Origin of the sequence: Kibdelosporangium persicum, from assembly GCF_013280595.1 — a bacterium.
Taxonomy (GTDB): domain Bacteria; phylum Actinomycetota; class Actinomycetes; order Mycobacteriales; family Pseudonocardiaceae; genus Kibdelosporangium; species Kibdelosporangium persicum.
Genome location: NZ_JAAATY010000033.1, coordinates 69690 through 85818, shown reverse-complemented (window position 1 = coordinate 85818; position 16129 = coordinate 69690). Strand labels below are relative to the sequence as shown.

16 protein-coding genes and 1 pseudogene are annotated in these 16129 nt (G+C 66.8%); 8 read left to right on the top strand and 9 right to left on the bottom strand.

What is annotated here, in order from left to right:
* Window positions 1–18: 18 nt before the first annotated feature.
* Both GC106_RS38745 and GC106_RS38740 read left to right on the top strand, forming a co-directional pair.
* Window positions 19–1416, top strand: a complete 1398-nt coding sequence (locus tag GC106_RS38745) for an alpha/beta hydrolase domain-containing protein (RefSeq protein WP_173140898.1) — start codon at window positions 19–21, stop codon at window positions 1414–1416.
* 87 nt (window positions 1417–1503) lie between these two features.
* The gene (locus tag GC106_RS38740) at window positions 1504–1833 is read left to right on the top strand and encodes a hypothetical protein (protein WP_173140896.1); all 330 of its coding nucleotides are present in this window, start codon (window positions 1504–1506) and stop codon (window positions 1831–1833) included.
* Between the two features lie 189 nt (window positions 1834–2022).
* On the opposite strand, the gene GC106_RS38735 is transcribed toward GC106_RS38740, so the two are convergent.
* From GC106_RS38735 to GC106_RS38725, 3 genes are read right to left on the bottom strand one after another with little or no spacing between them, the layout of a single operon-like run.
* Window positions 2023–3198, bottom strand: coding sequence for an MFS transporter (locus GC106_RS38735; RefSeq protein WP_173140894.1), 1176 nt, complete (start codon window positions 3196–3198; stop codon window positions 2023–2025).
* Window positions 3195–4352, bottom strand: coding sequence for an alpha/beta hydrolase (locus tag GC106_RS38730; protein ID WP_173140892.1), 1158 nt, complete (start codon window positions 4350–4352; stop codon window positions 3195–3197). The genes GC106_RS38735 and GC106_RS38730 overlap by 4 nt, the downstream gene beginning before the upstream one ends.
* Complete coding sequence (locus GC106_RS38725; RefSeq protein ID WP_173140890.1) at window positions 4349–5797, bottom strand: AMP-binding protein; 1449 nt, start codon at window positions 5795–5797, stop codon at window positions 4349–4351. Before GC106_RS38725 ends, GC106_RS38730 begins: the two co-directional genes overlap by 4 nt.
* Before the next feature lie 112 nt (window positions 5798–5909).
* Between GC106_RS38725 and GC106_RS38720 the strand changes: the two genes are divergently transcribed.
* From GC106_RS38720 to GC106_RS38710, 4 genes and pseudogenes are all read left to right on the top strand, one after another.
* Window positions 5910–7034: a PucR family transcriptional regulator gene (locus GC106_RS38720; protein WP_173140888.1), complete on the top strand. Its 1125-nt coding sequence runs from the start codon at window positions 5910–5912 to the stop codon at window positions 7032–7034.
* Window positions 7035–7241: 207 nt separating this feature from the next.
* Window positions 7242–7538 (top strand): annotated as a pseudogene (locus GC106_RS49815) (FAD/NAD(P)-binding protein); the annotation flags it as partial.
* Window positions 7539–7575: 37 nt separating this feature from the next.
* A complete protein-coding gene (locus tag GC106_RS38715; protein ID WP_173140886.1) occupies window positions 7576–8043 on the top strand; it encodes an FAD/NAD(P)-binding protein in 468 nt (155 codons plus the stop codon).
* Entirely contained in the window at window positions 8040–8576 is a 537-nt protein-coding gene (locus tag GC106_RS38710) for a 5' nucleotidase, NT5C type (RefSeq protein ID WP_173140884.1), read from the top strand. The genes GC106_RS38715 and GC106_RS38710 overlap by 4 nt, the downstream gene beginning before the upstream one ends.
* 18 nt (window positions 8577–8594) lie before the next feature.
* Here GC106_RS38710 and GC106_RS38705 read toward each other — a convergent pair whose 3' ends face one another.
* From GC106_RS38705 to GC106_RS38685, 5 genes are all read right to left on the bottom strand, one after another.
* Window positions 8595–9035: a hypothetical protein gene (locus tag GC106_RS38705; RefSeq protein WP_246367809.1), complete on the bottom strand. Its 441-nt coding sequence runs from the start codon at window positions 9033–9035 to the stop codon at window positions 8595–8597.
* A 2-nt stretch (window positions 9036–9037) separates the two neighbouring features.
* Window positions 9038–10216, bottom strand: a complete 1179-nt coding sequence (locus GC106_RS38700; protein ID WP_173140882.1) for a DUF6973 domain-containing protein — start codon at window positions 10214–10216, stop codon at window positions 9038–9040.
* Window positions 10216–10509: a hypothetical protein gene (locus GC106_RS38695; RefSeq protein WP_173140880.1), complete on the bottom strand. Its 294-nt coding sequence runs from the start codon at window positions 10507–10509 to the stop codon at window positions 10216–10218. The genes GC106_RS38700 and GC106_RS38695 overlap by 1 nt, the downstream gene beginning before the upstream one ends.
* 529 nt (window positions 10510–11038) lie before the next feature.
* A complete protein-coding gene (locus GC106_RS38690; RefSeq protein WP_173140878.1) occupies window positions 11039–11662 on the bottom strand; it encodes a 2'-5' RNA ligase family protein in 624 nt (207 codons plus the stop codon).
* A gap of 21 nt (window positions 11663–11683) precedes the next feature.
* Window positions 11684–13363 carry a helix-turn-helix domain-containing protein gene (locus GC106_RS38685; protein WP_173140876.1) on the bottom strand — a complete coding sequence of 560 codons (1680 nt, stop codon included), beginning with the start codon at window positions 13361–13363 and terminating at the stop codon, window positions 11684–11686.
* 504 nt (window positions 13364–13867) lie between these two features.
* Between GC106_RS38685 and GC106_RS38680 the strand changes: the two genes are divergently transcribed.
* Window positions 13868–14212, top strand: coding sequence for a Scr1 family TA system antitoxin-like transcriptional regulator (locus GC106_RS38680; protein ID WP_173140874.1), 345 nt, complete (start codon window positions 13868–13870; stop codon window positions 14210–14212).
* A gap of 31 nt (window positions 14213–14243) precedes the next feature.
* Here GC106_RS38680 and GC106_RS38675 read toward each other — a convergent pair whose 3' ends face one another.
* Entirely contained in the window at window positions 14244–14834 is a 591-nt protein-coding gene (locus tag GC106_RS38675) for a hypothetical protein (RefSeq protein ID WP_173140872.1), read from the bottom strand.
* Window positions 14835–14980: 146 nt separating this feature from the next.
* On the opposite strand from GC106_RS38675, the gene GC106_RS38670 reads away from it, so the two are divergent.
* Window positions 14981–16102, top strand: coding sequence for a 5-methyltetrahydropteroyltriglutamate--homocysteine S-methyltransferase (locus GC106_RS38670; protein WP_173140924.1), 1122 nt, complete (start codon window positions 14981–14983; stop codon window positions 16100–16102).
* The last annotated feature ends 27 nt before the right edge of the window (window positions 16103–16129 follow it).

The window sequence follows — 16129 nt, the reverse complement described above, 5'->3', positions numbered from 1 at the left end:
AGTCAGGAGGTTCCCACCATGCGTTTACGGCTGCTGGTAGCAGCATCCCTGATGGCCGTGACCATCTCGGGCACCGCTGAGGCGGCCCCGTCGGCCGCGGACCCCACGGTCACCATGGTGCCCTCGAACGCCGGGAAGGGCTGGCCGGCCAGCGGCGCCAAGGGCGTGATCGACCTGGCCGCCGCGGGGTACGTGGAAGAGGAGTACCTGATGTCCGGCCGTGCCGACACCTATGAACAGGTGGGCACCTGGACCGAGGACGGCAGATGGACCATGCGGACCGCCACCACCGACAACCCGTACACCACCAGGATTGTCGTGGTGCGGCCGGACAACCCGGCCAGGTTCAACGGCACGGTCGTGGTCGAGTGGCTCAACGTCAGCTTCGGCGTGGACATTCCCGTCGACTTCTCCCAGTCCTACCGGCACTTCCTGCGTGAGGGCTATGCGTACGTCGGCGTGACCGCGCAGAAAGGCGGTGCCGACAAGCTGAAGACTCTTGATCCCGGCCGGTACAGCACCGTGAACATCAGCACGGACGCGCTGTCGTACGACATCTTCTCGCAGGCCGCACAAGCCGTCCGCAGTCACCCGAACCTATTGGGCGGCCGGACGCCGACCGTCGTACTCGCCACGGGACACTCGCAATCGGCACTGCGGCTGACCACGTACGCCAACGCGGTCCAGCCGGTTCACAAGGTGTACAACGGTTTGATGCTGCACGGCCGCGCCTCGCTCGCGGCACCGATCGGCGACGGTGCGGTCGGTGCGCTGTCCGCCAGGATTCGCACCGACCTTGGCGTCCCTGTGTTCGTGTTGCAGGCGGAGACCGACGTTGTGTTCTCTTCGTCGGTACGGCAGGACACCGCCATGGTACGCACGTGGGAGGTCGCGGGCACCGCGCACGCCGACCAGTACGGGCTCGACCAGTACAACGCCGCGAACGCCCGCGACAAGGCGATCAACAACGGCGCCGAAACCCGGTGCGAGAAGCCCGTCAACAGCATGACCTTCCGGTACGCGGAGAACGCGGCGTTCCACCACCTCGACCGATGGGCCAGGGGCGGTGCGGCCCCGCCGACGGCGCCGCCGATCACCATGCTGCTCGGGCTGATCATCGTGCGGGACAGTGACCAGAACGCCTTGGGCGGTGTCCGCCTGCCCGACCTCGACACCCCTGTCGCCACCTACTCGCCGAACAACAGCGGCGGCAACGTACCCGGCGCCTGCATGCTCCTGGGCACGACAACGCCGTTCAGCGAAGCCCGAATCCGGCAGCTGTACCCGGACCACGCGACCTACGTCGCCAAGTTCGTGGCCGCCGCGAACCGCGCCTTGACCGGCGGATATCTGCTGCGCCCCGACTATGACGAGGCAGTCGCCCGAGCCCGGGACGCCAAGGTGCCACCGGCGTAGAGCTGACTTGTTTCCCCTTCTCGGGTAGGAAGGGCCTACTCGAGAAGGGGGAAGCTCGTGGCGGCGACGAGACGAAAAGTGTTCGTCATGGCGGGCGCGGTGGCCGTCCTCGCGATCGGAATCTGGTGGTGGGTGGGCCTCCGGCACGAGGCGACACCGGCTGTCGTCGAAGGTTGGGCGATGCCGAACGGCTCCGGAGACGCCATCCACCTCGTGGACAGCGGCGGCACCGGCTACAGCATCGCGGGCGCGATGTGGAGCGGCCCTGACGGTGTCACGCATCCACCGAGCAACCGCCCGACCTGCATCGGTACCGACACGTCGGTCAAAAAACGGGTCCAGCTCGGCGTAGTCGACATCGACGACAGCGAGTTCGGTGGGTGGTCCCACGTCGTGTGGGTGAAGTGCCTGGACTAGGTCGTGTTTTGAATGTCCCGGTCGATGAGAGTCTGCCCCGGCCGGAGGCCGGAATCGGCTCGGTGGGGCGGTTCCTGGCGTCGCCGCGGGATCGCCGCGAATACTGGTTGTCTTTGGGCGGTCCCGCGGTGGCGTCAGGGGCCGCATCCGGCCCGGCTATCGCGATCGGGCATTTGAAACACGGCCTAGTCACCGCACTGAGCGCACGGGCTGGATGAGGGCGGCGCCGATCAGGCCGCAGGCACCGGCGAGAAGGTAGAGCGGGGTGTATCCGCCGAAGCTGGTGATCACGATCCCGGCGAGGGCGGGTGCGACGGCCTGGGGCGCGGTGTTGGCGATGTTGACCAAGCCGAGATCGCGTCCCCTGTCGGCGTCCGACGGCAGCACCTGCGTGATGAGGGCGTTGTCCACGGCGAGGTACACGCCATACCCGACGCCCATGAGGATGGCGGCGACCAGGGCGCTCGGCCACGTGTTGCCGAGGCCGAGGACGAGCATCGCGGCGGCCACGACGACTGACGACACGATGACGAACGGTTTGCGCCTGCCGGACCGGTCCGACCACCGGCCCGCCACCACGCTCGCGGGCACCACCCCGGCCGTGTAGATCAGGATGAGCAGGAACACCGACTTGGCCGGGTCCGGCCGGTGCACCACGTCACGCAGGTAGTACAGCAAATACAGCGTGCCCACGGCGTTGGCGATCTGGATGGCGAACCGGCATCCGAAGGCCCACACCAGATCGGCGTGCAGCCGGAACCGCGGTCTGCTCACTTGCCGTGTCACCGGCTTGTCGGCGGGGTGCAGCACGAACGGCAGGATGAAGGCCAGTTCGGCCAGCGCCAGCGTCAGATACGCGGCGAACTGGCCGGTCACGACCGTCGACACGATGAACGTGCCGACTATCAAGGACAACGGCAACGGCAGTCCGACGAACGCGGAAACCACACCGCGCTGGTGCACCGGGACCTGGTCCGGCACGGCCGCGGTCAACGCCGCATACAGCGCGTTGGTCGCCGCCTGGACCGTGATCCAGAGCAACGCGACGCCCAGGATCGTGTCCTGTGCCCCTAGCGCGATGAGCGCGGCACAGCACATCAGGCCGCTGCCGAGCACCCACGGTCTTCTGCGGCCGAACCGGGAGGTCGTCCGGTCGGACAGCGCACCGGCGACCGGGCACACCACAATGGACACGACGGCCGCGGCCGCGGTGATCCAGCCGAGCGCGAGGACCTTGCCCGCCGGGTCGATCGCCTCGATCTGCAGGGGCAGCAGCACTTGGATCGGTGTCAGCACGGCGATCGACATGCCGAACGTCGCCAGCGACAACGCCCCGATCCACTTCGTACCGACCGGCGTTGTCATAGCCGTACCGAAATGGTCGACCGCTTGCCGAGCTGAAGGCGGAACGTCAGGCGTCCCAGCGAATCGGCCTGATGGGGACCGAGTGTCGTGGGGTAAGTCCGGCCTGGTTCGAACGAGCCCGGCGTCCGGATGACGGCGGTACCGCCGCCGGTGAAGGTGAAGCCCTGCTCCCCCGCGTCGGACAACATCGAGAACTCCATGGCTGGCCGGGAGATCTGCACGTCCCAGCCGTAGGCACGGTAGCTGGGCTCGGCCGAGACGTACGTGACCGATGCCGGCGGCGGCTGGGGATCGGCGAAGGCCTTGTGCAGAGCGGGCAGGGCTTCCCGCAGGTCGACGGCCCAGTACGGCCAGTCATGGGTGCCCGGACCGTAGTGCCAGTCGTGGTCGATGCCCAGCAGCGTCAGGCGGCGGTGGAACCGCAGCGACTCGTGGAAGACGATCGCCTCCACCGGGTCGGGTCTCCGCCGGTCGTCCAGCGGACCGGGCAGCCCGGTTCGAGTACGCACGACCAGCGTCATGCCCCGGAGATTCACCGCGAGATCCCACGGGTTGTGGGCCCGCCACCGGACGGCGCCGGTCGAGCGGTCACCCCAGATCGCGCCGGGCGGCCCGCCGTCACGCCGGGCCGCGATCCCGATCACGAACGTGTACACGTTGGTGTCCAGCACACCGGAGAAGCTCGCGGCGGCCGAGAACAGGTCCGGATGCCTTGCCGCATAGGACATGGCGCCGAACCCGCCCATCGACAGACCGGCCAGCGCCCGGCTCTCCCGCCGCGCCTCGGTGCGGAACGTCCGGTCGATCCACGGCACCAGTTCGCCGATGTGGAACGTCTCCCACGGCGTCCGGCCATGTCTGCCCGGCTTGACCCAGTCGGAGTAGAACCCGTTGCGGGCGTCCGGCATCACCACGATGATCGGCGACTGCCTGGTGGCCTCGGCCGCGCCGCCTTTCCGCGTCCAGGCCCGGTAGTCGTCGTCACCGCCGTGCAGCAGGTAGAGCACCGGGAAACGCGCCGAGCCGTCTTCGCCGTAGCCCGTCGGGAACAGGATTCTCAGCCGGGTCTTCTCCCGTAGCGCGGGTGAGTACAGCTCGTACTCGACCAGTCGCCGCGTGAGCGGGAGCCGGGACACCACCTCGGGAACCGTCACTGGGCGCGGGTCAGTCGTTGTGCACGTACCTGAGCGCGCCGTACTTTCCCGGCGTCGTCTCGCAACGGCTGCTCGACGCGTTCGAAGCTGCGCGGCAGTTTGTACGCGGCCAACCGCTGCCGGAGATGATCGAGCAGTTCGGCTTCGTCCAACGGACTTTCGGTCTGCACGACCGCGTGCACGACGTTGCCGTACTCCTCGTCCGGCAGCCCGATGACACAACTGGACTGCACCGATGGATGTTCGTCCAGCGCGGTCTCGATCTCGGCCGGGAAGACGTTCGCCCCGCCGACCAGGATCATGTCCGGCTTGCGGTCGGCGAGGTGGACGTAGCCTTCCGGGTCGATCCAGCCCATGTCCCCGGTCGACTCCCATCCCCCGTCCACAGTGGTCGGTTGGGCGCCGAGATACCGGTACGTCTCCGGGGTGCCCGGCGTGCGGCGCATCCAGATCTCACCGACGTGGTCCGGCGGTACGTCACGGTGCTCGGCATCGAGCACACGGATCTCACCACGTGCCACCCGGCCTACACTGCCGGGGTGTTCGAGCCATTCCGTGCCTGAGATGAGGCACGCTGCCTGGGCCTCAGTGCTCGCGTACAACTCGAACACCCGTTGCGGCCCAAGCCAATTCAGCCACGCCCGTTTGAGCCATGGCGCGCATGGCGAGGCACCGTGCAACACGACCTGCAAGCTCGACACGTCCGCGCCCTCCCGAACCGCTTCAGGCAAGCGCCACACCCGGTGCATCATGGTCGGCACAAGAAACGTCCACTGCACGCAGTACGCCTCGATCAGGCGAAGCAGCTCCGCGGGGTCGAACCGCGGCATGACGACCACGTGGCTGCCGGTGAACAACGCCGCCGCGGCCATCATGAACGGCCCATTGTGCGACAACGGGCCCGCGACCAGATGGACTCCGTCCGGTGGCATGGCGAAGGCCATGGCGTACTCGTCCATCACCTCACCGCACGACGGCTGCGTCGACATGATCACCTTCGGCCGGCCCGTGCTGCCGCCTGACGCCGGAGCTTTCCAGGACGGCCCGACCACCGGCGGCAGTGGCGCATCGGACTGGTCCGGCCGATGACCCGGCGGGACGACCGGCCGTCCAGGGATGTCCAGGCCGACGACGAGCGACGGGTCGGCCACGTCCAGCACCGCGGTCAGTTCGGCCGGTGGCAGGCGGTGGGAGACCGGCTGCGGAGTGGCGCCGAGTTTCCACGCCGCGACGGCCGCACAGACGAACTCGACTCCGTTGGGCAGGCCGATCGTGACGAGATCGCCCGCCGTGACACCGTTTTCGGCGTACGCGCGGGCCAGCGCGTTGGTGTGCCGGTCCAGTTGCCCGCGGGTCAGCGTGTCCGGGCCGCAGGTGACGGCGGGCCGGTCCGGATCGGCCGTGGCCAGCTCGGCGAGGCGATCGGTGAGCGGGGTCGGCGTCATGAGGTCATCGTCAACGCGGTCAGCGGTCGCGACAATAGGATCGGGGGGACGCTGGTGTCCGGGCCATCCTGGCGGCGCTCAGGTTGGAGGTTTCCACAATGAGGATCCCACGATGACAGTCCGTGCTGTGCTGGACGACCTCGCACGCGAACCCGCCAGGCTCCGGGCGGTCGTCGACCGCCTGGTCGCCCGGATTCGCGTGGCCGTACCGGAGTACGCGGCGGTGCCCGACGCGGATCTGCGGCAGGGAAACCGGCGGATCGTCACGGCCGCGATCGGTCACCTGCGGGAGAACCGCCTGCCGGACGAGGCCGAACTGCGGGAGATCACCGAAGTCGGCGCCGAACGCGCGTACCAGGGCATCAGCCTGGCCGCGGTGCTGGCCGCGTACCGGGTGTCCGGTGAGGAATTCTGGCGGGTGTTGTCGACAGCGGCACGGGAACGCGGCGCGTCCGACAGCTCGTTGCTCAGCACTCTCGAACTCGTCTGGCAGTGGCTCGATTTCGTGACCGTGGCCGCCGCCGAGGCGCATCGCGAGGTGGAGCTGCGCACCGCGCGCGAGGACGAGCAACGGGTCGGGGACGCTGTCCGAGCCTTGCTGACCCAGCCCGGGTCCGGCACTCACCGCCACCTGTTGCAGCTCGGCCTCGACCCGGCGGGCCGATTCGCCGCGCTGCGCGGCCGGATGGCCGCGGGCGTCACGGTTTCCGTGCTGCGTGAACACATTCCCGTCAACGGCGTGGTCGTCGCCGAAGCCAATCGGGACGTGCTCGGCATTGTGACGTCGCCGCACGCATTAGGCCCGCAGTTCGGCACGTTCAGCGTCGGTCCACTCGGTACGGCGGCGGACCTGCACACGTCATATCTGACCGCCGGACGCGTGCTGGCGGCGGCACTCCGGCTGAGGCGGGCCGGTACCCATCGCCTGGACACTCTGCGCCTGGCCTGTGTGGTCGCGACCGACGGCGACATGACCAGCATGCTGTCCGGCAGGATCATCGGTCCGCTGCGCGCGAAAGGCAGCTATGGCGAGGAAATCTGGCAGTCCATCCTGTCCTATGTAGAGAACGGACTGCGGGTGGACGACACCGCGGCCCTCCTGCACGTGCATCCGAACACCGTGCGCCATCGACTGGCCCAGTTCACCGAACTCACCGGCCTGAGCCTGCGGGACCCGGCCGACCTCGCGGAGATCTGGTGGCTCACCGTGCTCAACTCGGCAGCCGGAAAACCCTGAGACGTCATCCGTCCACAGTGGATCGAAGCCGAAACTTTCGGGCTCACGGTTCGGTGCCTCGCGCCGGTTTGAACCAATTGCGTTAAGTCAGCAGGGCGGACCACCTGGTGATCGTGCTTGACTCATGCCGCTGAGGGGATACCGTGCTGAGGGGAGAAACCGTTGCCGGGAGCCAGCATCTGCGTGCCCGTGAACGACCTGTACCTCATGCCCGCGCCGTTCGCCGCTGAGCACGCACCGGCCGTCGCGCTTCATGATCCCGGGAAGGGATACGCGGTCGCTGTGGTGGGCACAGGGCCCCGCGGCATATCCATCCTCGAACGCCTGGGGGCACGACTGCTCGGCAAGCGGCCCGCGCGGCCGCTCACGATCTACGCCATCGACGCGGACGAGGTCGGGTCAGGCCGGGTGTGGCGGTCGGGTCAGCCGCGGTGGCTCGCGATGAACAACCGCAGCGGTGAGGTCACCATGTTCTCCGGTCCCGCGGACGACGGCGCGTGGCGGCCGGGCGCCGGGCCGACGTTCGCGGAGTGGTGGCAGCGTGTGGACGCCCGTTTTCCCGGTCCTGACCGCCTACGCGCCGCGCAGTGTCTACGGGCGCTACCTGCGCTTCGTCCTCGATGTCGTCGAGACGAACCTGCCGCCCGACGTGCGCCTGGTCCGTGTGCACGGCCTCGTCGGCGGCATCGAGAAGCGCGGTGACCGGTTCGAACTCGTCGTCGGGGACGAGGTGATCGTCTGCGACCAGGTCGCTGTCTGCAGCGGCCACCCGCGTGAACAGGCCGAGCGCACGATGCTGTCCGGCCGGAGCAACGCACAACGGCATCAGCGGGCCGGGAGCGTGATCGGCATCCTCGGGCTCGGTCTCACGTTCCACGATGCCGTCGCCATGCTGACGGTGGGCCGCGGTGGCCGTTTCGTCGGGCGGGGACCGGACTGCGAGTACATCCCGGGCGGGCAGGAACCCGCTTTGATCGTGGCGGGATCACGCAGTGCCCTGCCGGTGTGAAGGAGGTTCTCGCGGTCGATCTCGACGAGGTGGCCGCCGACACGGTCGCCAAGAGGCTGCGGCGATATGCGGCGGACTTCGGCGAAGTGCTGTCCCGCGAAGCCATCCACGGCAAGCAGATCCGTGACGCCGTACCTCCGTCGCGCAGCGCTCAGGTCGAGGCGTGCCTCGACGAACCCGGATTCTCCCGGGACGTTCCCGTCATGCGGGACGCGCGCTGGGTACTGGAGGAGTTGGCCGGACGCTTCGAGATCATCATCGCCACGTCCGCCATGGATCATCCCGTCTCGCTGCACGACCGGTACCTGTGGCTGCGGGAGTCGTTCCCCTTCGTCCCCGATCGGGGTTACGTGTTCTGCGGCTCCAAACGGTACGTCAGGGCGGACTACCTGATCGACGACAACCCGCGCAACCTTGAGATCTTCACCGGCCACGGCATCCTGTTCGACGCGCACCACAACGTCTCCGAGAAACGCTTCGACCGGGTGTGCTCATGGCGGGACGTCCACCGGTACTTCGCCACCCGGCCCTGACGCACGGACCAGCGAGCCTCAGCCGTCCAGGGGACGTCCATCCGGGCCGGTCATCTTGATCGCGCCACCATTCGCCTGCAACACCACGTCGGCGCGGTACTCCCCGTCGCCCAGTGCGGCGAGTTGGCCGAGGCTCACCATGCGCACGATCTCGCCGTCGCGCTGGAAGACGAGCAGGTTGCCGTCCTGCACGTAGTCGCCGTCGTGCGTGCCGTCGCCGTCGACCTCGACGGGCTTGCCCAGCTCCTGCTCGATCCGTGCGCCGGAGACGGGGCCGGTGAGGACGTTCACCGACGTCCAGTCGCCGGGCGCCAGTTCCTTGAGCGGCCGTGAGCCGCCGGAACGGGCCAGTTCGGCGATCGTCTTCTCGAGGTTCTCGTCGAATTCCACCGTCACTCCCGACGTGCCGCACCCCGCCAGCAGAGCGAGCAGTGCGATGAGGGCAAGGATCAAGCGCATGGTCAGTACTGGTCCGGTTTCGCGTTCGGCTCGCCGGGGTCACGGTCGTCGTTGCGCCCGGGATTGTCCGTCGGCCAGGGATTGTTCCTGGTGTCCCTGGTGTCGCCGGGGTTCGTCTCGTTGGACGGCACCAGGGTGTCGTTCTTGTCGATGACCACCATTTTCCCGTCCTTGACCGCCTGCTCGACCAGAGTCGCCAGTTCCTCGGGGCTGGCGTCCGGGTTGGCCCGCGCGATCTGACGGCCGACCTCGTTGTTGTGCAGGTCCATGCCCACCGGGATGTGGTGGCTGGACGGGTTGCGCTCATGGGCGGTGGCGAAGTCGCGCGCCCATTCCTCGCCGTACCGCTGGGTCATCAGCGCGTTCCAGTAGGCGTGCCGGAAGGCGTCCGCGTGCCCGTCGGTCTTGCCCTTGCCCTCGAACTTGCCTTCCGCCGTGTGCAGCGCGTCCTGCCGGAGGTCGGCGAACTCCTTGAGCCCGAGGAGTCCTTTGCGCGCCTGCAGGTCGTCGAGCAACTTCGCCTCGGACTCGGTGACCCGCTCCTTCTTGAAACCGGCCTGCTCGGCCAGCCAGCCGGTCACCCCGCTGGGCCATTCCTTCGTGCTGTCCGTCTTGACCTGGTACTTGGCCAGCAGATCACGATGCCGCTGCTCGTCGCTGATGCGGTCCTGGCCCGCCGCCGCGGCAGCCGCCAGCGTGGTCGCCCCGGCGTCGCCGATCTCGCCGGCCACGATGCGCTTGAGCACGGAGTTCAGCTCGGTGTCGATCTCCGCCGCGCGGGCCAGGATGGCCTGCACCTCGACCTGGAGAGTCGCCGCGGTGAGGAATCCACCGGCGTCCTGAAGCTCGACGACCTTGCCGTTGTCGATCCGGTAACCGTTCTTGGCGGCGTACTCCTCGGTCGCCTCGACGCCGCGGACCAGCTCCCGGACCGCCTGCTCGGAATCGTCGATGATCTTGACCGCGGCGGACAGCCGTGCGGCGAGGTCCTCCAGCTCCTGGCGACGGAGGCGAAGGTCCTTGTCCGCCGATTCCGCCGCCTCCCCGGTCCAGCCGGCCGCCTTGGCGGCGTCAAGCTCGTCCTGCAGGCCGACGACCTGCCGGTTCTGCGCGGCGAGATGGTCTCCGATCTGGCCGACGAGGTCCGGCTGCCACTGCCTGACCTCGGCCCAGGTGGCCATCAGCGGCCCATCCCGCGGAAGTTCTGCCCCGTCGCGCCTTCACGCGCCTCGTACTGACCGGCAGCCGTGGTCAGCGCTCCGGCGTAGGAGTCCATGCCCTTGGCCCACTTGTCCGTGGCACCTTCCCAGTGCGGGCCCAGTTCACCAGCGGTCCCGGCGGACTGCGTGCCCGGCAGCGCGGTGGCCAGCTCGGCCACCCGGCCCAGTTCCAGCTTGCTCACGACACCCGCGGCCTGCTTCGCGGCGTCAGCCGCGGCCCGCAGCACCTTGGGATCGACTTCGAACCCGGTCATCGGTCCCTCCTCCCGCACCGAGCGTATCAGTGGGACCACGGGCCGTACGGTGTTTTCCGGCAAAGCGGACGACGTCCCGGAAAGGGGAACTCACATTTGGTTACATAAATGTTATCTGGTCTGCTGTGGGTCCGAGATGGTGTCGGACCCACAGCAGACCAGAGGAACGCGCAGGGGGCTGAGCTTGTCTCGGGTGTCTGGTTGGTAGCTTCGTGGGGCATCTCGTCGCGTCTCGCCATGTTCGCGCGATCTAGGACACCTAAGTACTTCTGTGTGAAGAGGCCCCATCTCGCGGAGTACTTCGCGTAGCAGCATTTGAACGTCTTCGGTGGAGGCATCCTCGCGAGCGGCTGACCGAATAGCTGCGAGCATCTTCTCTTGCCGCTCCGCGGCGGCAGTAAGAGCGCTACGGTCCACCTTGCGTCCTTCTCGCGTCACAGTTGCGGGTCTTTACACTGCCAGACTCGTCAAGAATAGGTATACCGCATTGGGTTGTCTCGCTGCGGATCCACCGGCCCATATTGACCGGCTATCGCTGACCTAGATTAACTGCGGCTATTGTGCGCCATTGGTAGCTTTTGTAGTCGCGATTGAGGTTGATCAGTGACACGGTGGAGATCAGTATGTCTTCGGTAGCCGGTTCACTGGCGGCGAGCGCCCGCGCTATGGGTTCGGCTGGGCCAGCGGTGTTGGAGTAGGCCAGGCTGATGTGGGGTCGGAAGCCGTCCATGGTTTCGGGGACGTTCTCGGTACCCCAGATGTCGGCGATGGCGTCGCGGAGTGCTTGCCGAACTTCGATGATGGGTTCGGCTGGTTGGGCCAGCATTTTGACTGTTTCGGGTTCGATGCGTGCGGGGCCGACAGTGACGGTGAATGGCTCGATGTCGGCGCTGTGGTGCCGTGTCCGGTCGATGATGGCATCTATGTCGGCGGTGGTTACTTCGTCGGTGAAGCCGACGCCTTGGGTGGTGAGGTGCAGCACTTCGAAGTCAACGGGATCGAGGGTGTTGATTGTGGACAGTACGGGCTGGTAGTGCTCCCACAAGCGGCGCATGGCTGGTTGGTTTTCGAAGGTGAAGTGCCAGGTGTAGAAGGATCTGCCAATCTGCCAGCCTGGTCGCCACCACCAGTGATCACGCATCGGCTCCGACACGGCTGCTGCTCCTCGCTGGGTTCAGGCGGGTGGGAGAAGGGCTTGAGCGTGGTTGCGGCGGAAATCGACGGCCGCAGCCGTGATGTCTTTCGCGATCGGCGCCGCGTGGTGGTGGCTGGCGGCGGTCATGTCGGCGATGCTGCCCACAATCTGTACCAGTGGTTGGACGCGATGTTCTGGCGCGGTCTCTACTACTGGTGTGAAGGCCCCCCAGGCGGCGTCCATGTCCCCGAGCAACAGATGTGCTTGGACTTGTCGACAACGCACCATGCGCTCAGAACCAAGATTGCGCCGGTGGACCGGGGTTCGCGCGAAGGTGCTGACGGCGTTGTCGGCGATGGCTAGTGCCTCGGCGGGTTGTCCGAGTGCAATGTGGACATCAGACCAGAACTCACCAGCCCGCCCAATCGTGCAGGCGAACGGTCCCACAAGCGCATCCTGTGACATATCGAGGGTTTCCGCAGCGTTCATGGCCCTCGTGAGTGCGTCTTGTGCTTTCTCGTGTTGGCCGGCGCGGGCAAGATCCAACGCCAACGCACTCGCCAGGAACAGCTCCGCGGAACCACCATTGCGGGCGTACTGGAGACCTTGCTCGGCATAGTGGGCGGCGGTGGTGAAGTCGTCGTTCCATCGTGCGGCCGTGTGGCGGGTCGCGCACACCCACGCCCGAAGGCTGTTTTCTTCGGCCCTTTCAGCACAGACCCACGCGGCGCGCAGATGATCTTCTGCCTCTTCCGGATAGCCGAGGTCGATGGACATCCACGCCAACATGGTCAGCGACCAACCGGCCACGCTGTAGAGGTCTCGACCATGGGCGGGTTTCTGATGCCCAGCCAGCAACGCAAAAGATCTGTCTCGCAGTCCTTTGGTGCGCTGGAACAGCGGCATCGTGGGAACTTTCAAATAGTCCCGCGCTGATCTCCGGATTTCGGTGTGCATCTGCTCTATCGACAGATCACCCACATTAACCATTTCAACCCAACCAAGAAAAGCAGCTGACTCATCAGCGGCTATGGCTACGAGCGGCCCGACCACCGCCGCGTCAGCAGTCGATGGCTGATCGGTCTCGCGGTTGGCTGCTGGTCGTGGTGGTGAAAGAAGCTCTTCGATACTGGTATCGAGCATGTGCTCCAGCAACCGCGCCGTCGCAGGGCGCACCGGCCCCAACGGCCGCCCCTGCGCGCCGACACCCGCCGCGAGACGCTGCAGATGCCGCGAGCTGATCGTGCCCAACTGAAGGTCTCGACGCTCACGAGCAACAACTTCGGCGGCCTCGGTGAACTCCTCATAGGTTTGCCGCCGATCCCGGATTTTCTGCGCAAGCACCGTGCGGAACACCGGCTGCCCATCGGCGCCGTGCTGGTCTGGCTCGCCGTCCAGCGTCTCGATCGGTGCCGAGTCCAGTTGACGCAACTGCTCGACCCGTGCGCGTGCGGCCGTCGCCGCGTCCAGATGCACCCGTTCCTTATGCGCTAGCTGCGACGCAGTCAACTGGGTGTACCCGTCGACCAGCAGCCCGCCCGCGTTGGTGGCCTCATCCAATGCCCGCCACAACTCTGCGTCACCACGGGCGCCGCCGTTCTCCAAATGCGTGATGGTGGTGCGGTCACAGTGCACACGGCGGGCAAGCTGCTCCTGTACTAATCCGGCTGCCGTCCGGCACGCGGCTAGGTGTTTACCCAGCTCTCGCCGCAACTCCATGATCGCGTCTGGTTCCCGCGTCAACCCAGGTCACGCCCCGTCACTCACTGCTTCGCCCTTGCTGACACACCAGCGTAACTCCGCCACAAGCCCGCACGGGGTGCTGATCATGTGCAGCCGCTTGTGCACACCACAGTGCACACCATCTGATCAGCGGCAAGACAGCAACGCCGACCACATGACGGATCATGAGCAGCCAACCAGACGATCAGAGCGAAGATCCGCAAGTCAGGTACCCAAGCCCTGGTAGAACCTTGCCCACGCCCCGCAACGGCCGCCCCTTTCCCGGCACCAGGATCAAAACCCGGCACAAGATCAAAGGGCACCGCAGACTAGGCACCGTCGGCCTCTACGAATGGGACTGGAACAGCCACCTCTTCCCCGTCCACATCGACCACGTAGGCACCATGCTCCTCACCCCAGCAGACATAGAGATCATCACCAATTCCACAGCTCGGTCAGTGCGCGATAACGCTGATCACGACCTGGAATATGGAAGCAGACGTGGAAGCGGCGGTCGTTGAGCGAATGGACCGCCAGACTCTACTGAGCCGTCCAGATGCTCGATGGTTGTTTGTACTGGAGGAATGGGTACTATGGTTGCACCCCTGGTCGGTAGAGTTGCATATTGACCAGCTCCACTATCTGCTACGCGTGCACAGGCGCCCAACGGTTTCGATCGGTATCATCCCTGCTAATGCGCCTCGGCAGGGCATCCACCCCACCGAGGCATTCGACATCGCTGACGCTGAGTTGGTCACTGTTGAGTTGATTTCAGGGTATCTTTCGGTGACGCAGCCCGCCGAGATCGAAATGTATCAGTCTAAGTGGAAAGAACTATCAATGTGACATCCTCAACGGGGGATGCGGTGCCACAGGTTCAGCGACGACGCCGACGGAGCACCCAACCACCGAGACCCGCTGGCGGAGGGGTGCGTTCGTCGAGCACGACGAGATCCGGCCGGCGGCGCCGGGCCTGCTCGACGATCTCCTCGGCGGGCGCGGTCAGCCACAGCAGGTGGATGACGGCCACGGGCGGATCGCCGAACGTCAGGTAATCCCACGGCACCAAGATCGGCACAGACCCCGTCTCGGCGGGATCGACGTCGGAGTGCGCGCGGGTGGACAGCTCGACCGGGCCGGCGTCATGCCAGGGCACCAGCCGCGGGGCGGACCACCATTTCGCCGACTCGTAGATCCACACGCCCGCGTCGTCCATGGCCAGCACACGTCGGCGCAGTGCGGCGTTGCCGGGGCGGATCCCGGCGAGCACCGCGACCATCGCGGGCAGGCCCAGCACCAGGAGCACGGCGAACAGCGTGATCAGGAACGAGCCGACGCCGTCCACCGACTCGAACATCGGGATGATCCACCACGGCGACGCAGGAACCATGAACGCCAGCAATCCCAGGGCGGCGACCAACAACACGCCGCTCACCACACCACCGAGCCGTAGTCGATGCCGAACCACGAACGTTCCGCGCCGCGCCGGACGTTTCCCACGCTGCTTCACACTTCCCCAGCATGAGCGTGACCGCCGGGACCGGTCCCGTCCCCTTCACACCGACCGCACGAAATCTGGCAGGCTCGGGGGATGCGATGACGCGAGCCAGGAGGATGACCGTGCGCACTACGCCGCCGTTCCGAGCCGACCACGTGGGCAGCCTGCTGCGGCCGCCCGCTCTGCTGGCAGCCCGATCCGACCACGCGGCCGGGAAGATCTCACCGGAACAGTTGCGCTCCATCGAGGACGACGCGATCCGTGACGTGGTCCGCAGGCAGCGCGACGCCGGGCTGCCGTCGGCGACCGACGGCGAGTTCCGGCGCACGTCGTGGCACATGGACTTCATCTACCGGCTCGGCGGGATCAGCCGGGCGGACGACAAGATCAAGGTGCGGTTCCACAACGCCGAGGGCGACATCGAGTTCACGTCCGCCGCGTTGCACGTGGACAGCCCGGTGCGGTTGCCCGAGACCATCTTCGCCGAGGACTTCACCTTCCTGAAGTCGGTCGTCGGCGACGGCGTCACCCCGAAGCTGACGATCCCGTCGCCGAGCATGGTGCACTACCGCGGCGGGCGCGCGGCCATCGATCCCGCCGTCTACGCCGACGAAGACCAGTTCTGGGCGGACCTGTCCGCGGCGTACGCCGACCAGGTCGCCGGTGTCGCCGCGTTGGGCTGCACCTACTTGCAGCTCGACGACACCAGCTTCGCGTACCTCAACGACCCCGAGCAGCGCGCGTTGCTCAAGGCTCGCGGCGACGACGCCGAACACCAGCACCTGCGCTACATCAAGCAGGTCAACGCCGCGCTGGCGGACAAACCGGAAGGGCTGACGGTCACCACTCACATGTGCCGTGGCAACTTCCGTTCGTCCTGGGCCGCCGAAGGTGGTTACGACTTCGTCGCCGAGGCCCTGTTCTCCGAACTGGCCGTGGACGGGTTCTTCCTGGAGTACGACGACGCCCGCTCAGGCGGCTTCGCGCCGCTGCGTTTTGTGCCACCCGGCAAGTTCGTCGTGCTCGGCCTGGTCACGACCAAACGCGGCGAACTGGAGAACAAGGACGACCTCAAACGACGGATCGACGAAGCCGCCGAGCACGTCCCGCTCGACCAGCTGTGCCTGTCACCGCAGTGCGGCTTCTCGTCCACTGTGGAGGGAAACGCGCTGACCCACGACGAGCAGTTCGCGAAGCTGGCGCTGATCGTCGAGACCGCCGCCGAGGTGTGGGGCTGACCTGGCCGGGCGCCCGGGATCGAGCGG

Excerpts from the sequence above, each read along its gene's own strand:
- GC106_RS38745 (WP_173140898.1), top strand. The coding sequence starts at position 19 with ATGCGTTTACGGCTGCTGGTAGCAGCATCCCTGATGGCCGTGACCATC.
- GC106_RS38740 (WP_173140896.1), top strand. The coding sequence starts at position 1,504 with ATGGCGGGCGCGGTGGCCGTCCTCGCGATCGGAATCTGGTGGTGGGTG.
- GC106_RS38735 (WP_173140894.1), bottom strand. The coding sequence starts at position 3,198 with ATGACAACGCCGGTCGGTACGAAGTGGATCGGGGCGTTGTCGCTGGCG.
- GC106_RS38725 (WP_173140890.1), bottom strand. The coding sequence starts at position 5,797 with ATGACGCCGACCCCGCTCACCGATCGCCTCGCCGAGCTGGCCACGGCC.
- GC106_RS38720 (WP_173140888.1), top strand. The coding sequence starts at position 5,910 with ATGACAGTCCGTGCTGTGCTGGACGACCTCGCACGCGAACCCGCCAGG.
- GC106_RS38705 (WP_246367809.1), bottom strand. The coding sequence starts at position 9,035 with ATGCGCTTGATCCTTGCCCTCATCGCACTGCTCGCTCTGCTGGCGGGG.
- GC106_RS38700 (WP_173140882.1), bottom strand. The coding sequence starts at position 10,216 with ATGGCCACCTGGGCCGAGGTCAGGCAGTGGCAGCCGGACCTCGTCGGC.
- GC106_RS38695 (WP_173140880.1), bottom strand. The coding sequence starts at position 10,509 with ATGACCGGGTTCGAAGTCGATCCCAAGGTGCTGCGGGCCGCGGCTGAC.
- GC106_RS38685 (WP_173140876.1), bottom strand. The coding sequence starts at position 13,363 with ATGGAGTTGCGGCGAGAGCTGGGTAAACACCTAGCCGCGTGCCGGACG.
- GC106_RS38670 (WP_173140924.1), top strand. The coding sequence starts at position 14,981 with ATGACCGTGCGCACTACGCCGCCGTTCCGAGCCGACCACGTGGGCAGC.